The 17,217-nt window shown below is 51.4% G+C and carries 14 protein-coding genes; 13 read left to right on the plus strand and 1 reads right to left on the minus strand.

Features of this window, described 5'->3' with window-relative positions; genetic code table 11:
* Positions 1 to 13: 13 nt before the first annotated feature.
* On the minus strand, positions 14 to 553 hold the full coding sequence (locus tag BAQU_RS04200; RefSeq protein WP_094693900.1) for a peptidylprolyl isomerase: 540 nt from the start codon (positions 551 to 553) through the stop codon (positions 14 to 16).
* A 224-nt stretch (positions 554 to 777) separates the two neighbouring features.
* Here BAQU_RS04200 and BAQU_RS04205 point away from each other — a divergent pair, with 224 nt between their 5' ends.
* The 13 genes from BAQU_RS04205 (at position 778) to BAQU_RS04265 (ending at position 17,217) form a co-directional block, all read left to right on the plus strand.
* Positions 778 to 2,475: an oleate hydratase gene (locus tag BAQU_RS04205; protein WP_094693054.1), complete on the plus strand. Its 1,698-nt coding sequence runs from the start codon at positions 778 to 780 to the stop codon at positions 2,473 to 2,475.
* A gap of 192 nt (positions 2,476 to 2,667) precedes the next feature.
* Entirely contained in the window at positions 2,668 to 4,317 is a 1,650-nt protein-coding gene (locus BAQU_RS04210; protein WP_094693056.1) for an NAD+ synthase, read from the plus strand.
* Positions 4,318 to 4,383: 66 nt separating this feature from the next.
* Positions 4,384 to 4,587: a hypothetical protein gene (locus tag BAQU_RS04215; protein WP_094693058.1), complete on the plus strand. Its 204-nt coding sequence runs from the start codon at positions 4,384 to 4,386 to the stop codon at positions 4,585 to 4,587.
* 241 nt (positions 4,588 to 4,828) lie between these two features.
* Entirely contained in the window at positions 4,829 to 7,201 is a 2,373-nt protein-coding gene (locus BAQU_RS04220) for a formate acetyltransferase (RefSeq protein WP_094693060.1), read from the plus strand.
* A 223-nt stretch (positions 7,202 to 7,424) separates the two neighbouring features.
* Positions 7,425 to 8,267, plus strand: coding sequence for a pyruvate formate-lyase-activating protein (gene pflA / locus BAQU_RS04225; protein WP_094693902.1), 843 nt, complete (start codon positions 7,425 to 7,427; stop codon positions 8,265 to 8,267).
* A 125-nt stretch (positions 8,268 to 8,392) separates the two neighbouring features.
* A complete protein-coding gene (locus BAQU_RS04230; RefSeq protein ID WP_094693062.1) occupies positions 8,393 to 9,118 on the plus strand; it encodes a DUF3000 family protein in 726 nt (241 codons plus the stop codon).
* A 172-nt stretch (positions 9,119 to 9,290) separates the two neighbouring features.
* Positions 9,291 to 10,568 (plus strand): HRDC domain-containing protein, encoded by a 1,278-nt coding sequence (locus BAQU_RS04235; protein WP_169713265.1) that lies wholly within the window; start codon positions 9,291 to 9,293, stop codon positions 10,566 to 10,568.
* Positions 10,569 to 10,614: 46 nt separating this feature from the next.
* On the plus strand, positions 10,615 to 12,027 hold the full coding sequence (tig, locus tag BAQU_RS04240; protein ID WP_094693064.1) for a trigger factor: 1,413 nt from the start codon (positions 10,615 to 10,617) through the stop codon (positions 12,025 to 12,027).
* A gap of 217 nt (positions 12,028 to 12,244) precedes the next feature.
* Complete coding sequence (locus BAQU_RS04245) at positions 12,245 to 12,862, plus strand: ATP-dependent Clp protease proteolytic subunit (RefSeq protein WP_094693066.1); 618 nt, start codon at positions 12,245 to 12,247, stop codon at positions 12,860 to 12,862.
* A gap of 2 nt (positions 12,863 to 12,864) precedes the next feature.
* The gene (locus BAQU_RS04250) at positions 12,865 to 13,536 is read left to right on the plus strand and encodes an ATP-dependent Clp protease proteolytic subunit (RefSeq protein ID WP_094693068.1); all 672 of its coding nucleotides are present in this window, start codon (positions 12,865 to 12,867) and stop codon (positions 13,534 to 13,536) included.
* A gap of 509 nt (positions 13,537 to 14,045) precedes the next feature.
* Positions 14,046 to 15,476, plus strand: coding sequence for an ATP-dependent Clp protease ATP-binding subunit ClpX (gene clpX / locus BAQU_RS04255; RefSeq protein ID WP_094693070.1), 1,431 nt, complete (start codon positions 14,046 to 14,048; stop codon positions 15,474 to 15,476).
* Positions 15,445 to 16,011 carry a GNAT family N-acetyltransferase gene (locus tag BAQU_RS04260; RefSeq protein ID WP_211277112.1) on the plus strand — a complete coding sequence of 189 codons (567 nt, stop codon included), beginning with the start codon at positions 15,445 to 15,447 and terminating at the stop codon, positions 16,009 to 16,011. Before clpX ends, BAQU_RS04260 begins: the two co-directional genes overlap by 32 nt.
* Positions 16,012 to 16,287: 276 nt before the next feature.
* Positions 16,288 to 17,217 (plus strand): metal ABC transporter solute-binding protein, Zn/Mn family, encoded by a 930-nt coding sequence (locus tag BAQU_RS04265; RefSeq protein ID WP_211277113.1) that lies wholly within the window; start codon positions 16,288 to 16,290, stop codon positions 17,215 to 17,217.

The following is a 17,217-nucleotide window of genomic DNA, read 5'->3' on the forward strand; positions in this document are numbered from 1 at the left end:
TGATCCTCTACGCTCAGAGAATCTCGATGCTTTCAATCATAACTGGATCAAGTGGTGCGTCACTGGGATCCGTGGAAACACCATCAAGAGCATCAACGACAGCCTTGGAAGTGTCGTCGCTGACCTCGCCAAAGATTGTGTGATGACCATCGAGCCACGGTGTGGCCACGGTGGTGATGAAGAACTGTGAACCGTTGGTTCCGTGCACCTCACCTGAAACGGGATCTCGCTGAAGTCCGGCGTTTGCCATGGCGAGCATGTAGGGCTTGTCAAAATGCAGATCGGGATCGATTTCATCATCGAAGGTGTAACCCGGACCTCCGGTACCATTACCGAGCGGGCATCCGCCCTGAATCATGAAGTCCTTGATGATGCGATGGAAGGTCAAGCCGTTATAGAACGGCTCATTGCTCGGTTCACCAGTGATGGGGTCAGTCCAGGTCTGGGTGCCCTTGGCAAGAGCGATGAAGTTCTTGACGGTGGCAGGAGCCTTGTCGTCGAAGAGCGAGATTGCGATATCACCAGCGGTGGTGTGCATGATTATGTGTGTCATGGTCATAGTCTTTCATGCGAACCAGACCACCACGATGAGGAAAATATGCGTTGAGTGAAGTTCCACGAGGCACCATACTCTCCTGCACCTCAACCCAAAACACGGGTGTCGGCATATGTCTGCATTGAATCGTTACGGAGTAGAGTCGGATGGAATGACTGGGACCAGCCAGAGCAGTTGCAGCAGTTGCATTCATGGTCGACACGAGGAGGAGTTGATTGAGCATGGCAAAGGCATACATGATAGGTGCAGGAATCGGGAACCTTTCAGCGGCGGTATACCTGATTCGTGATGGGCATTGGGATGGCAGCAACATCACGATCATGGGTTTGGAGAAGCACGGAGCCAACGACGGCAATACCGTACAGGAGTTCGAGAATGAATTTGTCGTTGCGAACATCAACAATGCCCGCGGTTACATCAATCGCGGCGGAAGAATGCTCAATGAGGAGACCTACGAGAATCTGTGGGATATCTTCCGCAGCATTCCCTCGCTCAATGCTCCAGGAAGGTCTGTCACCGAGGAAATTCTCGAATTCGACCATGCTCATCCCACCCATGATGTCGGCCGACTGATAGATTCACTCAATGGCGTACGCAACAATGGAGACAATAACGATTACTCCCACATGCAATTCAACACGCTTGATCGTCTGCTGCTCACCAAGCTCATGATGATACCTGAATCACAGGAACGCTCGCTGAATGATGTCAGCATCGAACAATGGTTCTCATCAAGTCCACATATCTTTACCACCAATTTCTGGTACATGTGGGAGACGACCTTCGCATTCAAACGAAACAGTTCGGCCATGGAACTGCGACGATATATGAATCGCATGATTCTTGAATTCAGTCGTATCAACACCCTTTCCGGGGTTACCAGAACTCCCTACAACCAATACGAAAGCCTGATCATGCCATTGCGGGCTTGGTTGGAGGACCAAGGCGTTCACTTCGTCAATAACCGCATGGTCACGGACTTCGAGTTCAAAGACACCAGGCTTCGCGATGAGATTGTCGTCACTGCACTGAGGTACCGAGATGTTGACCAGACCGTTGCTGAAGCAGGCACCCAGGCTGCAGAGGGAAAGATTGACATAGAACCTGAAGACCTTGTCTTTGATACCAACGGTTCGATAACGGACAGTACTTCGTTGGGGGATCTTGATACCCCGGTTGTTGAAGACATGAGCTATGCCCCGAGTGCAGCACTGTGGAAGCAGGCCGCTGAACATTTCTACGATCTCGGTCACCCGGACAAGTTCTTCGGTGACCGCAGTCAGAGCGAATGGACCAGCTTTACCGTGACCACCAACACGCATATGCTGATCACCGATATATCGCAGATAACGCAGCAACATCCAGGCAATGCCCTGAACACGTTCATCGACAGCCCTGAACTACTTTCGTTGGTGGTGCATCATCAGCCTCACTACAAGTTCCAGAAAGAGAATGAAGGAGTTCTGTGGGGTTATGCGCTGTATCCAAGAGCCGTGGGACGATACGTCCACAAACCCTTCATTGAAATGACCGGCCGCGAGATGCTTGAGGAGACGCTTGGCTTCCTTGCCGCTGCCGATTCAAGAACCGAGGGAATAGCAGATCATCACGATGAAATACTCGATTCGATCGTGAATGTGGTTCCAGCGCATATGCCCTATGCAAGCGCACTCTTCAACCAGCGCTCGGTCGGAGACAGGCCTTTGGTGGTACCACGTCATTCTCACAATCTGGCTTTTGTCAGCGAATTCGCAGAAATGCCCTTCGATATGGTATTCACCGAGCAGTATTCGATTCGTTGCGCTCAGGTGGCCGTATATAGGTTCCTCGGTATTCCAGTCTCAAAGCTCACGCCTTTGCACCACTACGAAAAAGATCCAAGAGTTCTGTTCAACGCCGCGCGCACCATGTTCCGCTGAATACAGCGCATCTTGTGATCCTCCGAAGGATCACAAGATGCGTGTTCAACGCGAGATTTCGAGTTTTGTTGCCTTTGCAAAGTACACAGTGCAGAAATCATTGAAATAAACACCGCCAGAAAGCGAATTTGGAGCTTTCATACCTTGTAAAGGCAACAAAACTCGAAATCTCAGTAGCGATAGGATGTTGATATGACAATTGGGAATAACGGCATTCGTTTTGCGCTTGCACAGATCGATACCTGTGTCGGTGACTTGGATGGCAATGGAGAAAAAGTACTGGAATTTACGAGAAAGTCGGTAGCCAACAAGGCGACTGTCGTGGTCTTTCCAGAGATGACGCTGACGGGCTACCCAATCGAAGATCTTGCCTTCCGTGCAACCTTCCGCAATGCGGCATGGGACAAGGCGAATGCACTCGCATCGCAATTGAAGGACGAAGGTTTTGCAGACGCATATGTTGTTGTAGGGACTGTGGGAACCGACAATGAACGCGGGTTGCCACGCAATCGCATGGTTATACTGCACGATGGCATCGTCTGGGCCGGCTATGACAAGCATTTTCTTCCCAATTACGGTGTCTTCGACGAGTTTCGAATATTCACTTCGGGGCAGAAATCAGTCGTGCTTGAGATAGATGGATACAGGATTGGTGTAGCCATATGTGAGGATATCTGGCAGGACGGTGGTCCTGTCGCTGAATTGGCAACGAAGAACATCGATGTGCTGCTCACCATCAATGGCTCTCCCTATGAGGCAGGCAAAGGTCATACCCGTCATGAGTTGGGTGCTCGGCGCGCCAAGGAAGTACACGCCCCAGTCGTGTATCTCAACCAAGTCGGAGGTCAGGACGATCTCGTGTTTGATGGTGGAAGCTTCATCATCGACGAAGATGGTGCATTGCTGGAACGTTCCCCGCAGTTTGTCGAGCATCTCGACTTTTGGGACTTGACTCATGATGCATCCATGTCGAGTGCATCAGCGCTCAGTTCGGAACTTGCAACTGACGAAGAGATGTATCGGGCATGCGTGCTGGGTCTGCGCGACTATATGCTCAAGAATCATTTCGCTGGTGTATGCATAGGCCTTTCCGGTGGAATCGATTCGGCACTGGTGGCGACCATGGCATCCGACGCCTGCGGCGGGGATAATGTGTGGGGCATTTCGATGCCAAGTACATATTCTTCTCAAGGCTCACGTGACGATGCTCGACTGCTCGCTTCGAATCTTGGTGCTCACTACCAGACAGAGTCGATTGAGCGAGTCTTCGATTGCTATCAGCGGCAGCTTCATCTCGAAGGCATCGCCGCAGAGAATATACAGGCGAGAATCCGAGGTGTGATTGTGATGGCTTATTCCAACAGCAAGGGTCTGTTGGCTCTGGCCCCTGGAAACAAGTCGGAATTAGCGTGTGGATATTCAACCATCTACGGCGATGCAGTCGGTGGCTTTGCACCTATCAAGGATGTGCTCAAGACCAAGGTATGGGATTTGGCGCGTTGGCGCAATCGCTATGCCGAGTCACATGATGACTTGCCTCCGATACCAATCAGTTCGATCGAAAAGGCTCCCAGCGCCGAACTTCGTCCGGGGCAGAGGGATTCGGATTCCTTGCCTGAGTATGCCCTGCTCGATAAGGTTCTTGAGGCTTACATCGAACTCGCACACGGTAGAGCCGACCTCTTGGCTGACGGCTTTGACGAACATACCGTCGATACGGTCATGCGTCTGGTCGACAGAGCGGAATGGAAACGACGGCAATATCCGCTTGGTCCGAAAGTGACCGCGTTGGCATTTGGACGCGATCGACGCTTGCCGGTGACGAATGCGTTCAGAGAATAAAGAAGAACTCACCATTAGAGAACACGTACGTTGTATCCAATACATGTGCAATAAGGGAGGCATGCAATGGCTGATGAAGACAAGGACAAGCTCTGGTATTTCAATACCGTGAAGCAGGAGGCAGAGCAGGGCAGAATTTCCCCAGTTGGTGACAGAATGGGACCATACCAGACACGAGAGGAAGCGATGAATGCCTGGGAGATTTTCAACAAACGCAATGAGCACTGGGAGAATCAGGATCGGGAGTGGAATGGCAATGGTTCTCGCTGAGTGAGAGTTGTATGTAGAGTCATATAAAATAACAAAATGCTACAAATTGACTCAATATCGAACAAAGTTTGCAAGTATTTGTTTTTACATAGCATAAATTGTTGCTTCCGGCTCGGCGCCCAGTGAAATGTGACTCAAATCACACTATTCCGGCAATTGTCCTTCAGCAGCAAAGACTAAGATTACAGATATCCGGCAACGTGAAGATGCGTTTGCCGAACCAATCACCCAAGGAGTGACCATGACAGCAGTTGAATCAACAGCCTTGTCACAGGAAGAGCTTCAAGCCAAGGCTTGGGACTCGTTCAAAGCAGGAAACTGGCAGAAGGACATTGACGTTCGCGATTTCATCCAAAAGAACTACACCCCATACGATGGCGACGAGTCGTTCCTGGCTCCTGCCACAGAGAAAACCAAATTCCTCTGGAACTATCTCGATGACAACATCCTTTCCGTGGAGCGCAAGCAGCGCGTCTATGATATTGAAACCCATATCCCATCCGATATCGATGCTTTCGCAGCAGGATACATTGATGGCAAGGATGCAGCGGACACGCAGGACAATGTAATAGTCGGCCTGCAAACCGATGTGCCATGCAAGCGTGGCATGATGCCAAACGGTGGCTGGCGGATGGTCGAGCAGGCCATTCTTGAGGCTGGCAAGACACCTGATCCTGAAATCAAGAAGATCTTCACCCGGTATCGCAAGACACACAACGATGGCGTATTCGGCGTATACACTCGCCGCATCAAGATTGCCCGTCACAACAAGATTCTGACCGGTCTGCCAGATGCATACGGCCGCGGCCGCATCATCGGCGATTATCGACGCGTTGCGCTCTATGGGGTGAATGCGCTCCTCGCCTTTAAGAAGCGTGACAAGGATTCAGTACCTTATCGCAACGATTTCACCGAGCCAGAGATAGAGCATTGGATTCGGTTCCGCGAGGAGCACGACGAGCAGATAAAGGCATTGAAGAAGCTCATCAAACTCGGCAATGAATATGGTCTTGACTTGAGCCGTCCTGCACAGTCGGCCAAGGAAGCAGTGCAGTGGACCTATATGGGTTACCTTGCGTCCGTCAAGAGCCAAGACGGTGCTGCCATGTCTATCGGTCGCCTCTCGGCATTCTTCGATACCTACTTCGAACGTGATCTGAAGAACGGTGTCATCGACGAGACTGATGCACAGGAGATCATCGACAACATCGTGATGAAACTTCGCATTGTGCGTTTCCTGCGTACCAAGGACTACGACAACATATTCTCCGGCGATCCATACTGGGCGACATGGTCGGATGCCGGCTTCGGTGACGACGGTCGTTCGATGGTTACCAAGACATCCTTCCGTCTGCTCAATACGCTGACACTTGAACATCTTGGACCTGGTCCGGAGCCAAACATCACCATTTTCTGGGATCCAAAGCTTCCAGCCGGATACAAGCGCTTCTGCGCAAGAATTTCCATCGACACCTCAGCCATTCAGTACGAGTCCGACAAGGAGATTCGTGCTCATTGGGGTGACGATGCAGCAATCGCATGCTGCGTATCCCCAATGCGTGTCGGCAAGCAGATGCAGTTCTTTGCAGCTCGCGTCAACAGTGCAAAGGCGTTGCTTTATGCCATCAATGGTGGCAAGGATGAGATGACTGGCATGCAGGTCATCGATGAAGGTGTCATCGAGCCCATCAAGCCACAGGCCGATGGAACACTCGACTTCGAGCAGGTCAAGGCCAACTATGAGAAGGCCCTTGAATGGCTTAGCGAAACCTATGTCGAAGCGTTGAACATCATTCATTACATGCATGACAAGTACGCTTATGAGTCCATTGAAATGGCCCTGCATGACAAGGAGGTCTACCGTACCCTCGGTTGCGGCATGTCCGGTCTTTCTATCGCTGCGGACTCGCTTTCGGCGATCAAGTATGCGAAGGTCTATCCGATCTATAACAAGGATGACTCCAGCTACGAGCACGTGGATGGCGCATCTGACAATCTTGTCGTCGGATACAGGACTGAAGGGGAATTCCCTGTCTATGGCAATGACGATGACCGCGCTGATGAACTTGCGAAGTGGGTTGTCTCAACCGTCATGGGTCAGGTCAAGCGTCTGCCTGTATATCGCGGAGCAGTACCAACTCAGTCGATTCTCACGATCACATCAAATGTCGAATACGGCAAGAATACCGGTTCATTCCCATCGGGACACAAAAAGGGCGATCCATATGCTCCAGGTGCAAACCCAGAGAACGGCATGGATTCGCACGGCATGCTTCCTTCGATGTTTTCAGTTGGCAAGATCAACTATGACGATGCTCTCGATGGCATCTCTCTGACCAACACCATCACTCCTGATGGCCTTGGTCGAGACGAGCAGGAGAGAATCGGCAACCTTGTGGGCATTCTCGATGCAGGCAATGGCCATGGTCTCTATCATGCCAACATCAACGTTCTGCGCAAGGAACAGCTTGAGGATGCAGTCGAAAACCCAGAGAAATATCCTCATCTTACAGTTCGCGTTTCCGGTTATGCGGTGAACTTCGTGAAGCTCACGAAGGAACAGCAGCTTGATGTCATTTCCCGTACCTTCCATCAAGGTTCGGTAACCGACTGAAGGCTTTTCAACAAGCTCACGGCGCAATCATTCGCTAGATGGTAGCTTGGGGGCGGGGCAACGAGTCCCGCCCCTTCGCTATTCAAGGAGGACAATGATGTCTCAGGCAACGGCGACTCGAATATCACAGCCACAGGTGAAGAGTCCGGGAGTTACGGCATCTCTCGTAGAAACGCCCCAGATTGAACAAACACATGGTGGATTTCACGTCACACGCCAGCATATGCTCAAGGAATCGAAGACCTATCAAAGCCAGACCCTCATGGGTGGACTGTCCGGCTTTGAATCGCCAATTGGACTTGATAGGCGAGATCGACTTAATGCCTTGCGCTCTGGGGATATTGGTTTCGTCCATTCTTGGGATATCAACACCTCTGTCGATGGACCAGGTACACGCATGACGGTTTTCATGAGTGGGTGCCCGCTTAGGTGCCAATATTGTCAGAATCCCGACACATGGAAGATGCGCGACGGTCAACCTGTGTATCTCAAAGCCATGATTGACAAAGTCGAGCGGTACAAGGATTTATTCCAGGCAACAGGTGGTGGCATCACATTCTCTGGAGGTGAATCGATGATGCAACCGGCATTCGTGTCACGAGTGTTCAGAGCTGCAAAAGAGATGGACGTGCACACGTGCCTGGATACTTCAGGCTTCTTGAATCGCAACTACACCGACGACATGATTCGTGACATCGATCTTTGTCTGTTGGACGTTAAATCGGGAAACGAGGAGACTTATAGAAAAGTTACCGGGGGGGTTCTGCAACCGACCATTGACTTCGGCAAGCGCTTGTCGCGATTGGGCAGCAAGATATGGGTGCGCTTCGTTCTCGTTCCAGAGTTGACGGATTCCATCGAGAATGTCGAAGGCGTCGCACGCATCTGCGAACAATTCGGTGATGCTGTCGAACATATCGATGTGCTCGGTTTCCATCAGCTTGGACGACCAAAATGGCATGAATTGCGGATACCATACCCTTTGGAGAACGCCAAGGGGCCATCGCGAGAGTTGCGCGAACGAGTGCGCAAACAGTTTGAGTCACACGGTTTTACTGTCTACTAGACTCGCTTTCCCCTTATGTAATGCGACTATGGAGATTGTGATTTACTCTTCTTTGATTTGGATTACGTGAAGAATTTGCATGATACACTCGCAATTCCGTATCAGATTCGAGTAGTCTAAGAGCCATGGCTGAGATTTATCAATTTCCAGCGGCGCGTCAGGAATTTTCAGGCCATCAGCAATTTTCAGGCCATCAGCAATTTTCCTCTGATGCCACTGCACATCGTGAAGGTGACAATAAGCGGTCCGCAGTATTGCAACAGTTTGAGCAAGCCAATGTTCCTTCTGCCGTATGGCAAGCTGTCGAATCTATCCGAGCCATGCCAAAAATCCCGGGAATGACGTATTCAGAAATGCCGACTCCATCCTCAATTGCTGACTATGGAATCGGGATTGAGATTCAATATCCGGTCATTCTGGATAAGAAGTGTAGAAAGACGCAGACCGAGACATCATTCCATGGCTGGATCATGGTTCTCCTCGCACATGCTTCAGATGTCGGTACACATGCTCAATGGCAGTGCGTAGCCTACATGCGTGAACCGAAATTTGAAACGAACTTCGATGACTCTGAGACACATGCGCTCCTCGCCAACGTCCAGCAAAGACTGCGCAATGCCAATGCGGTGCAGATCTCTGGAACGATATCCTCGACGGAGAACCATAGCTTCGGCATGGATGAGTCGAAAATCCAAGATAGTTATGAGATTCGTGCCTCATGGACTCCTCGCCTCGATGGTCAGGGTGGCCAGACTGCTGCAGATTATGTACATCTTTGGTCACAACTCATGCTCGACTTCGGTTTGGATCTCATGGATCAGTGCGAGAGGGATTCTGATCCTCAACGGTGAATGTCGCATGACCTTTCGCGCGCTTCCTCAGCACCGGCTGTGAGAGAAGGCATTGCCTGCCGCATGCTTCCCACTGGTTCTCCGCACCCGGTAGTATTTCGATAGTATTGCAATGGCCACGTATTGGCCACGTTGATGGAACGGGGAGCTGAACACAGTGTCAATCGAGCAGATGCCACGCTTATTGTCGGAGCCACATGCCGGAGTGCCGGATGTTATCTCCACACACGAAGCATTTGAGCGAATGTGTGAACGGTTTTCCACCGGTGCAAGCTCACTTGCCGCTGATGCAGAGCGCGCTTCAGGCTTCCGGTACGGGCATGAGGATTGGCTGGTTCAGTTCAAGCGGGAAGGATGTGGAATCGCTCTGGTCGATCCAATCGCACTTGCAGATGATGGTGACTACTGGGCAGATTTCAATGATGCCGTTGGCGATACGACGTGGATCATTCATGATTCATTGCAGGATTTGCCTGGATTCACCGAGCTTGGTCTTGAGCCGAAGCAGCTCTTTGATTCAGAATTGGCCGCCAGAATGCTCGGACTGCACCATGTGGGACTTGCAGCTGTGACGGAGCATTATCTCGATCTGACATTGGCGAAGGAACATTCCGCTGCAGACTGGTCATATCGACCGCTTCCTAGGGATTGGCGCAATTATGCAGCCTTGGATGTTGAATTGCTCATACCTCTGGAACGCAAGATGCGTGATGATCTGGACAATCAGGGCAAGACGGGTTGGGCAGAGGAGGAGTTTGCATATCTGCTCAAGAAAGGTTCACGGAATCGCCATAACCACCCACAGCCGTGGCGACGGGTTTCGCACATAACATCCCTGCACAATGACCGCTGGGGTCTGGCGATAGTACGCGCCCTATGGACCGAGCGAGACCGTCTGGCACGGCTCTATGACATCGCTCCGTCGTTGTTGCTTTCCGATGCCTCGATCATTGAGGCTGCTCGACAGAAACCGCACAATGCCAAGGAATTTCGGGCAATTAGATCGATCAATCAACGCGTTCGCATGCATACCGGTGGTGAGCAGGACAAGATGTTCGAACGATATGCCCCCATACAGCGCAGCATTAAACCCTCACATTGGAAAGACATCATTCAGCAGGCCTTGGAGCTGCCGAGTGCCGAGCTTCCTGTTCCACCGGTCTCACCCGTTGTCTCCGAAGAGAACAAGGCACCCCATTCGATGAAGTTCTGGCGCGAGAAGCATCCTCAGAGGTATGCTGGACTGATGGCCGCGAAGTCTGCAATTTCGCAGATTTCGCAGGATACGAAAACACCGATGGACGTGATTCTTAAACCACAGTACTTAAGGAACCTATGTTGGACCGACGAACCTGAAAAGCGCGACGTGGCTGAGTTCCTTGCAGATCAAGGTGCACGCAACTGGCAGATTGACTTGGTTGACGAGTCCATAAGTCGAGCTATTATGTAACGGTTGCCTACGGGCATAATAATGTACGTATGAATTGGAGCGCAGCGTGAAAATCAGTGTCAGGAACCTCGAGCCAACCAAGGTAAGGCTCACCGTCACCGTGGAAGCAGAGGAGCTGAATCCATATCTGGATGCCGCTCGTAAAGAGATCGGCAAGCAGGTCAACATTCCTGGATTCCGTAAGGGGCATGTGCCAGGAAAGATTATCGATCAGCGTGTCGGATTTGCATCCGTTGCAGGAGAAGCCGTCAACAATGGTGTTCCCGAGCTGTATTCGAAGGCCTTGAACGAAAAGAAGATCCATCCGATGGATCAGCCAAAGCTTGACGTCAAGGAAGTGCCTCAGTCGCCCAGTGATGAGACCAAGCTCAAGTTCACCGCAGAGGTCGAGGTACGGCCAAAGTTCGAACTGCCGGCAGTCGAGGGCATGGCCATCGAAGTTGCAAGGCCGGAAGTGACCGATGAGGATGTTGACAAGCGTATTGAAGCGTTGCGTCAACGGTTCGGCACGCTTGTCGGCGTTGATCGTCCTGCCAAGAAAGGCGATTACGCAAACATCGATCTCGATGCAAAGATTGACGACAAGTCCGTCGATTCTCAAGAGGGTGTGAGCTACGAACTCGGTTCGGCCACCATGCTTGACGGTCTTGACGAGGCTTTGGATGGGCTTTCTGCGGGCGAAGAGACGACCTTTGAGGGAACTCTTGAGGCAGGTGAGCACCAGGGCGAAAAGGCTCAGGTCAGTGTCAAGGTGAACTCAGTGAAGACCGAGGAATTGCCAGATATCGATGATGACTTTGCTCAGGAAGCATCTGAGTTCGACACTCTTGAAGAGTTGAAGGCGGATGTTCGCAAGCAAAGCGAGGCGGATGCCGAAGGACGTCAGGCAACCGAAGCCCGTGATGCGTTCATCACCAAGCTCGAAGATGGACTTGAGCTCCCAGTGCCCGCAGGCGTCAAGGCCAATATGGTCGAGGAGCGTTTGAAGAACGCTCAGACCCAAGGCGACGCAGCCAAGGATGCAGCACCAACCGATGACCAGAAGAAAGAAGCCGAAGAGGCCGTCGAGAAGGAATTGCGCGATCAGATGGTGCTCGATTCACTTGCCGAGCAGCTTGATGTCAAGGTATCCCAGACCGACGTGACCAACTTCCTTTCTTCCATTGCACAGCAGTATGGCATGGATCCCAACAACTTCATCAATGCCATTGTCAACAACGGTCAGCTTGGTTCCGCAGTTCAGGAAGTCGGCCGCTCGAAGGGTCTGCTTGCAGGAATGCGTGCCGTAACCTTCAAGGATACCGATGGCAATGTTCTCGATTTGAGCAAGTTCCTTGGCGATGAGGCTCAGGAGGAAGAAAATGAAAGCGTTGAGGCAGCTTCCGCTGCAGCAGCCGTGGCCGATCAGGTAGCTGGCAAGGCTGACAAGAGCTCGGAGACTGAAGCATCGGCTGAGTGACACGCCGACCATGAAGCGCTGAACGTAGTTGCATCGCTCCGAACATCTGCCACGAGACACGATGTTCGGAGCTTTTTCATACGTCCTTTCGCGCATAGTCACTTGCCATGTTTACGTTGGCATCATAGCTGAATTCAGATAGCCCATAGCTCAAATGGGAATGAACGTACCTTGATGGCTGTAGGCTCATACAGGTAATCAAATGTAAGGAGACACGGTGAGCAACACCCTTGCGAGTCCGCCGGTAATGGCGGAAGGAGAAGTTCCTACCGCATCAAATCCAATTTTCAACCGCCTGTTGAAGGATCGCATCATCTGGTTGGGTGATGAGGTCAAGGATGATAATGCCAATGTCATATGTGCCCAGATGCTCATGTTGGCAGCTGAAGATCCTTCACGGGATATTTGGCTGTATATCAATTCACCCGGTGGTTCAATCACCGCCGGTATGGCCATCTACGACACCATGCAGCTCATTGAGCCTGATGTTGCCACGGTAGCCGTCGGCATGGCTGCATCTATGGGTCAGTTCCTGCTATCGAGCGGGACCAAAGGCAAGCGATTCATCACATCGCATGCACGAGTGCTGATGCACCAGCCATCTGGTGGCATTGGAGGCACAACAACCGATGTGCGTATCAATGCAGAGCTCATCATGGACATGAAGAAGACTCTCTCTCAGCTGACTGCTGAGCAGACGGGCCATACTCTCGATGAGATTTACAAGGACAACGAATACGATCATTGGTTCACAGCCGAACAGGCCTTGGCATATGGATTCATCGATAAGATCGTGACCACGCCTGGCACCATGAACTCAGAGAAGGGGGAGTGACGATGGTATCGGAAGAAGCACGCTTTGTTGCACGCGCTGATCGTTTGGCCGGAGCGCGTGGTGTTGCAGGATTCATGCCGCGAAACCGTTACATCCTGCCACAGTTCGAGGAGAAGACACCATACGGTTTCAAGCGTCAGGATCCGTATACACGCCTTTTTGATGACCGCATCATCTTCATGGGTGTTCAAGTTGACGATACGTCAGCGGATGACATCATGGCGCAGCTCCTGGTTCTTGAAAGTCAGGATCCGAATCGCGACGTGATGATCTATATCAATTCGCCTGGTGGCTCCATGACTGCCATGACGGCAATCTATGACACCATGCAATACATCAAACCGGATGTACAGACCGTCTGCCTTGGTCAGGCTGCATCAGCTGCCGCCATACTGCTTGCATCGGGAGCCAAGGGCAAGCGTCTGATCCTTCCCAATGCGCGAGTCTTGATTCATCAGCCCGCCATGCAGCAGGACTTTGGCAAGGCAACTGAGATTGAGATCCATGCACGTGAAATGCTGCGCATGCGTGAATGGCTTGAAAATACGCTTGCCAAGCATACTGGCCAGGATGTCGAGAAGATTCGCAAGGATATCGAAGTCGATACGATTCTGACCGCAGATCAGGCCAAGGATTATGGCATCGTGGATTCGGTTCTGGTGAACCGTTCCTGAATGATTGTTGTAACAGCTGTGATTACTGTATAAGCAGCAATCACAGCGCAGCACAATGTACACTTATAGCGGGTCAATACTCATGACCCGCTATTCGTATATCACAGCACCGCTAAATATAAATATGTGTCTCTCCTGACCGGCGGCCCTATTCCGTTTATGTCATCTCGAGCGAGTGTAGCCTCTTACGTCATCCCGAGCGAGCGCAGCGAGTCGAGGGATCTCCGCTTTTGGCGTCCAATAAGGGAGATCTCTCGACTTCGACTTCGCCTTCGCTCGAAATGACAAACCAGATGACGGGAATAAGTATGATTTGGATGACGAACAGACTCAGGGGGCCGAGAGTTCAGGATGAACCCGTACAACCCAAAATCGTACATAGCCGAATATGTACAGTGATAAAGATTGGCAAACGAACAGCATTGGTGAAGACAGCGTTCAATCTTCGCCAATACCAGTCACCATAGGTATAGTTATGCTCGATATGGAGCAAGGTGAGGGAGGCTTGGATGGGACGGGTCGTCAGCTACAACGAAGACATTCCACGCTGTGAATTCTGCGGCAAGACAGAACGTCAGGTTCATAAGCTCGTGACTGGTCCGAATTCGGCCATCTGCGATGAATGCATTCGTCTGTGCGTGGATATCATCTCCGATGAGCGCGTGCATGATGCTGAGGCCAATGCGCTGCAACTGCCTTTCCCCAGCACCATCTTTTCATATCTCAACACCTATGTCGTTGGCCAGGATGAGGCCAAGCGATCACTCTCCGTAGCGGTTTATAACCATTACAAGCGTGTCAATATGGAATTGCAGGCAGCGGCCGATCACTGGCACTCCTCTGATGCCAATAAGCCCCGGGATCTTGACACGGATAAGGCACATCATGAGAGGAAATCCCACTCACAGGGGGCACATCCGAAAGCTGCGGCATCTCCATCAGCATTGTTGACCAACGCTAGCGAAGACATTGAACATTCACTCGGTGAGGTTGAAGTTGCAAAGTCGAATATTCTGCTTCTTGGGCCAACCGGCGTTGGCAAGACCTATCTGGCACAAACACTTGCGAAGGCGATGAATGTGCCATTCGTCATTACCGATGCCACTACCCTGACCGAGGCGGGCTATGTCGGGGACGATGTGGAAACGGTTCTCCAGCGTCTGCTTCAGGCAGCGGACGGTGATGTTGAACGTGCACAGCACGGCATCATCTATATTGACGAAATCGACAAGATCGCCCGAAAATCCGGTGAGAATACTTCAATAACTCGAGATGTCAGCGGTGAAGGTGTGCAGCAGGCATTGCTGAAGATTCTTGAAGGAACCATTGCCAGCGTTCCCTTGGAAGGGACACGCAAGCATCGCGATCAGGATGTTGAACAGATCGATACTCGTGGCATTCTTTTCATCTGTGGCGGGGCTTTCGTCGGACTGGACGATGTCATTCGCACACGTCTTGGTGGCCGCGAGAGTGGCTTTGGGGCGAAGTGGCATACGCACGAGGCTACAACGCAGGAACTGCTGGAGCAGGTCAGCGCAGATGATCTCGCCGAATTCGGTCTGTTGCCAGAATTTATCGGTCGGTTGCCAATAATCAGTGTGCTGCGCGATTTGACACAGGATGACCTGCAGTCGATTCTTACCGAGCCCTCGAACGCTCTAGTCAAGCAATATCGCCGACTGTTCGCTGCCGATGGTGTGGATCTGCAATTTACTGATGGTGCCATTGCAGAGATTGCGCAAACTGCAATGGACCGCAAGGTAGGTGCACGAGGACTTCGATCCATCATTGAAAAGACATTGGAAGAGACCATGTTTGAGATTCCCGAACGAGATGATGTCGATACCGTAATCGTCGATGGCAAGACGGTCATGGGATTATCGAAACCACGCTATGTTCAATCGGGTCGTGGTCGCGGATCACGCCGCAAGACGGCATGATATATACAAGGCTTGGATGATTTTCGTGCTGCACGCCGACGCATTGAGCATTCGCAGAATCGAATCAGCAGATAATGGGCGTATGAAGTCCATCATTCAGCATGGTCTTGCCAGCTTTGGTCTGGATGTTCCCGGCACTGCATATTATGATCCGCAACTCGGCGCGTTGAGCGATTTCTATGACGCTCCCACTTCAGAACTGGGCCGCGCTTATTTCGTCGTCATCGACAGTGACGATCACGTGCTTGGGGGAGCGGGTTATGCGCATTTTTCCGGTCTTGGACCAGAGATTGCTGAGTTGCAGAAGCTGTATATCTCACCGCAAGGTCAGGGAAGTGGAGCGAGCTATCGGCTGATTGACTGCGTTGAGAGGGCGGCACGGTCTGATGGTTATCGCCAACTCTATCTGGAAACCCACCATGCACTGGTTGCAGCGATGCATGTATACGAGCGTTGTGGTTTCACCCAACTTGCCACGCCACTGGCCACCCCTGACCATCTCACCATGGATCGCTTCTATCTCAAATCTCTCTAGCCAGTTTTGATCCCCGTTTTATCGTCCCTTTCAGCTGAGTACAGGATTCCTCCGCGCAGGTTGTGCGTGGTGAGTCGCATTGTGCTCGAACTCACTCAAAACCGACTTACCAAGCACGATCTGCAGAACAACTGACTCCAAAAGCACAAGCTGAGGGTTTTGCCATGACACTTGGGGATGTCTCGTCTGTACTCTATGTGACAATAGTAATTATTCTCATTAAGAGAGTGAGATATTGAGTCGGGTATTCTATTGTATTAGAAAGTTGGGGACATCATGCAGTTGAAACAAGTCAGCAAAGCCGTCGTTGCAACCATGCTTACCGGAGTGATGGCGTTGGCTGCCGCAGGATGTGGCACGTCGTCGGCAACAAGCGGCAATGGCAAGATCGATATTCTTGCAGCTGAGAACGAATATGGGGATGTCGCGAAGTCCATCGGAGGCTCACACGTGAACGTGACCTCAATCATCAGCAATCCAAATGCCGATCCCCATGATTTTGAGGCAAGTCCTTCCGATGTGAAGCTCATCGCGCAAGCCAAGATCGTGGTTCAGAATGGTGTCGGATATGATGACTGGCTGAACAAGATGCTCAAGGCGCACGAGAGTTCAGATCGCACGGTCATCAATGCACAGGAAGTGCTCGGGCTTCCAGACAGCACAAAGAACCCTCATCTGTGGTATGAACCAAAGACCATGCCTGCCGTCGCGTCGAAGATCGCAACGAAGCTCGAATCGATCGATCCAAATCATGCAAGCGACTACAAGAAGAATCTGCAAACCTTCAACACATCGATGAAGTCATATACCGAAGCTCTTGTCGAATTCCAGACGAAGCATCCAAGCGTTGCGGTTGCAGCGACGGAACCGGTTGCCAACTATATGCTGGATGCAGCAAAGGTTGATATCAAGACACCTTGGACGCTGCAGGCTGCAATCATGAATGATCAGGATCCATCAGCTCAGGATTCAGCGACTCAGATGGCGCTGTTCTCGAACAAGTCGGTTCACGCCTTCGTCTATAACCAGCAGGTCACATCAGATTTAACTGCAAAATATAAGGCAGCTGCCAAGAAGAACGGCATTCCAATCGTAGCCGTCTATGAAACAATGCCTGCGAAATATCACTATGTACAATGGATGACATCTGAACTTGCCGCACTTGACAAGGCAGTTTCGCAGCAGCAGTCTACTGAAAGCCTATGA

Origin of the sequence: Bifidobacterium aquikefiri (genome assembly GCF_002259795.1) — a bacterium.
GTDB classification, from domain to species: Bacteria; Actinomycetota; Actinomycetes; order Actinomycetales; family Bifidobacteriaceae; genus Bombiscardovia; species Bombiscardovia aquikefiri.

Excerpts from the sequence above, each read along its gene's own strand:
- BAQU_RS04205 (WP_094693054.1), top strand. The coding sequence starts at position 778 with ATGGCAAAGGCATACATGATAGGTGCAGGAATCGGGAACCTTTCAGCG.
- BAQU_RS04250 (WP_094693068.1), top strand. The coding sequence starts at position 12,865 with ATGGTATCGGAAGAAGCACGCTTTGTTGCACGCGCTGATCGTTTGGCC.
- BAQU_RS04230 (WP_094693062.1), top strand. The coding sequence starts at position 8,393 with ATGGCTGAGATTTATCAATTTCCAGCGGCGCGTCAGGAATTTTCAGGC.
- BAQU_RS04235 (WP_169713265.1), top strand. The coding sequence starts at position 9,291 with ATGCCACGCTTATTGTCGGAGCCACATGCCGGAGTGCCGGATGTTATC.
- BAQU_RS04215 (WP_094693058.1), top strand. The coding sequence starts at position 4,384 with ATGGCTGATGAAGACAAGGACAAGCTCTGGTATTTCAATACCGTGAAG.
- BAQU_RS04210 (WP_094693056.1), top strand. The coding sequence starts at position 2,668 with ATGACAATTGGGAATAACGGCATTCGTTTTGCGCTTGCACAGATCGAT.
- clpX (WP_094693070.1), top strand. The coding sequence starts at position 14,046 with ATGGGACGGGTCGTCAGCTACAACGAAGACATTCCACGCTGTGAATTC.
- BAQU_RS04200 (WP_094693900.1), bottom strand. The coding sequence starts at position 553 with ATGACACACATAATCATGCACACCACCGCTGGTGATATCGCAATCTCG.
- pflA (WP_094693902.1), top strand. The coding sequence starts at position 7,425 with ATGCTCAAGGAATCGAAGACCTATCAAAGCCAGACCCTCATGGGTGGA.
- BAQU_RS04220 (WP_094693060.1), top strand. The coding sequence starts at position 4,829 with ATGACAGCAGTTGAATCAACAGCCTTGTCACAGGAAGAGCTTCAAGCC.
- BAQU_RS04265 (WP_211277113.1), top strand. The coding sequence starts at position 16,288 with ATGCAGTTGAAACAAGTCAGCAAAGCCGTCGTTGCAACCATGCTTACC.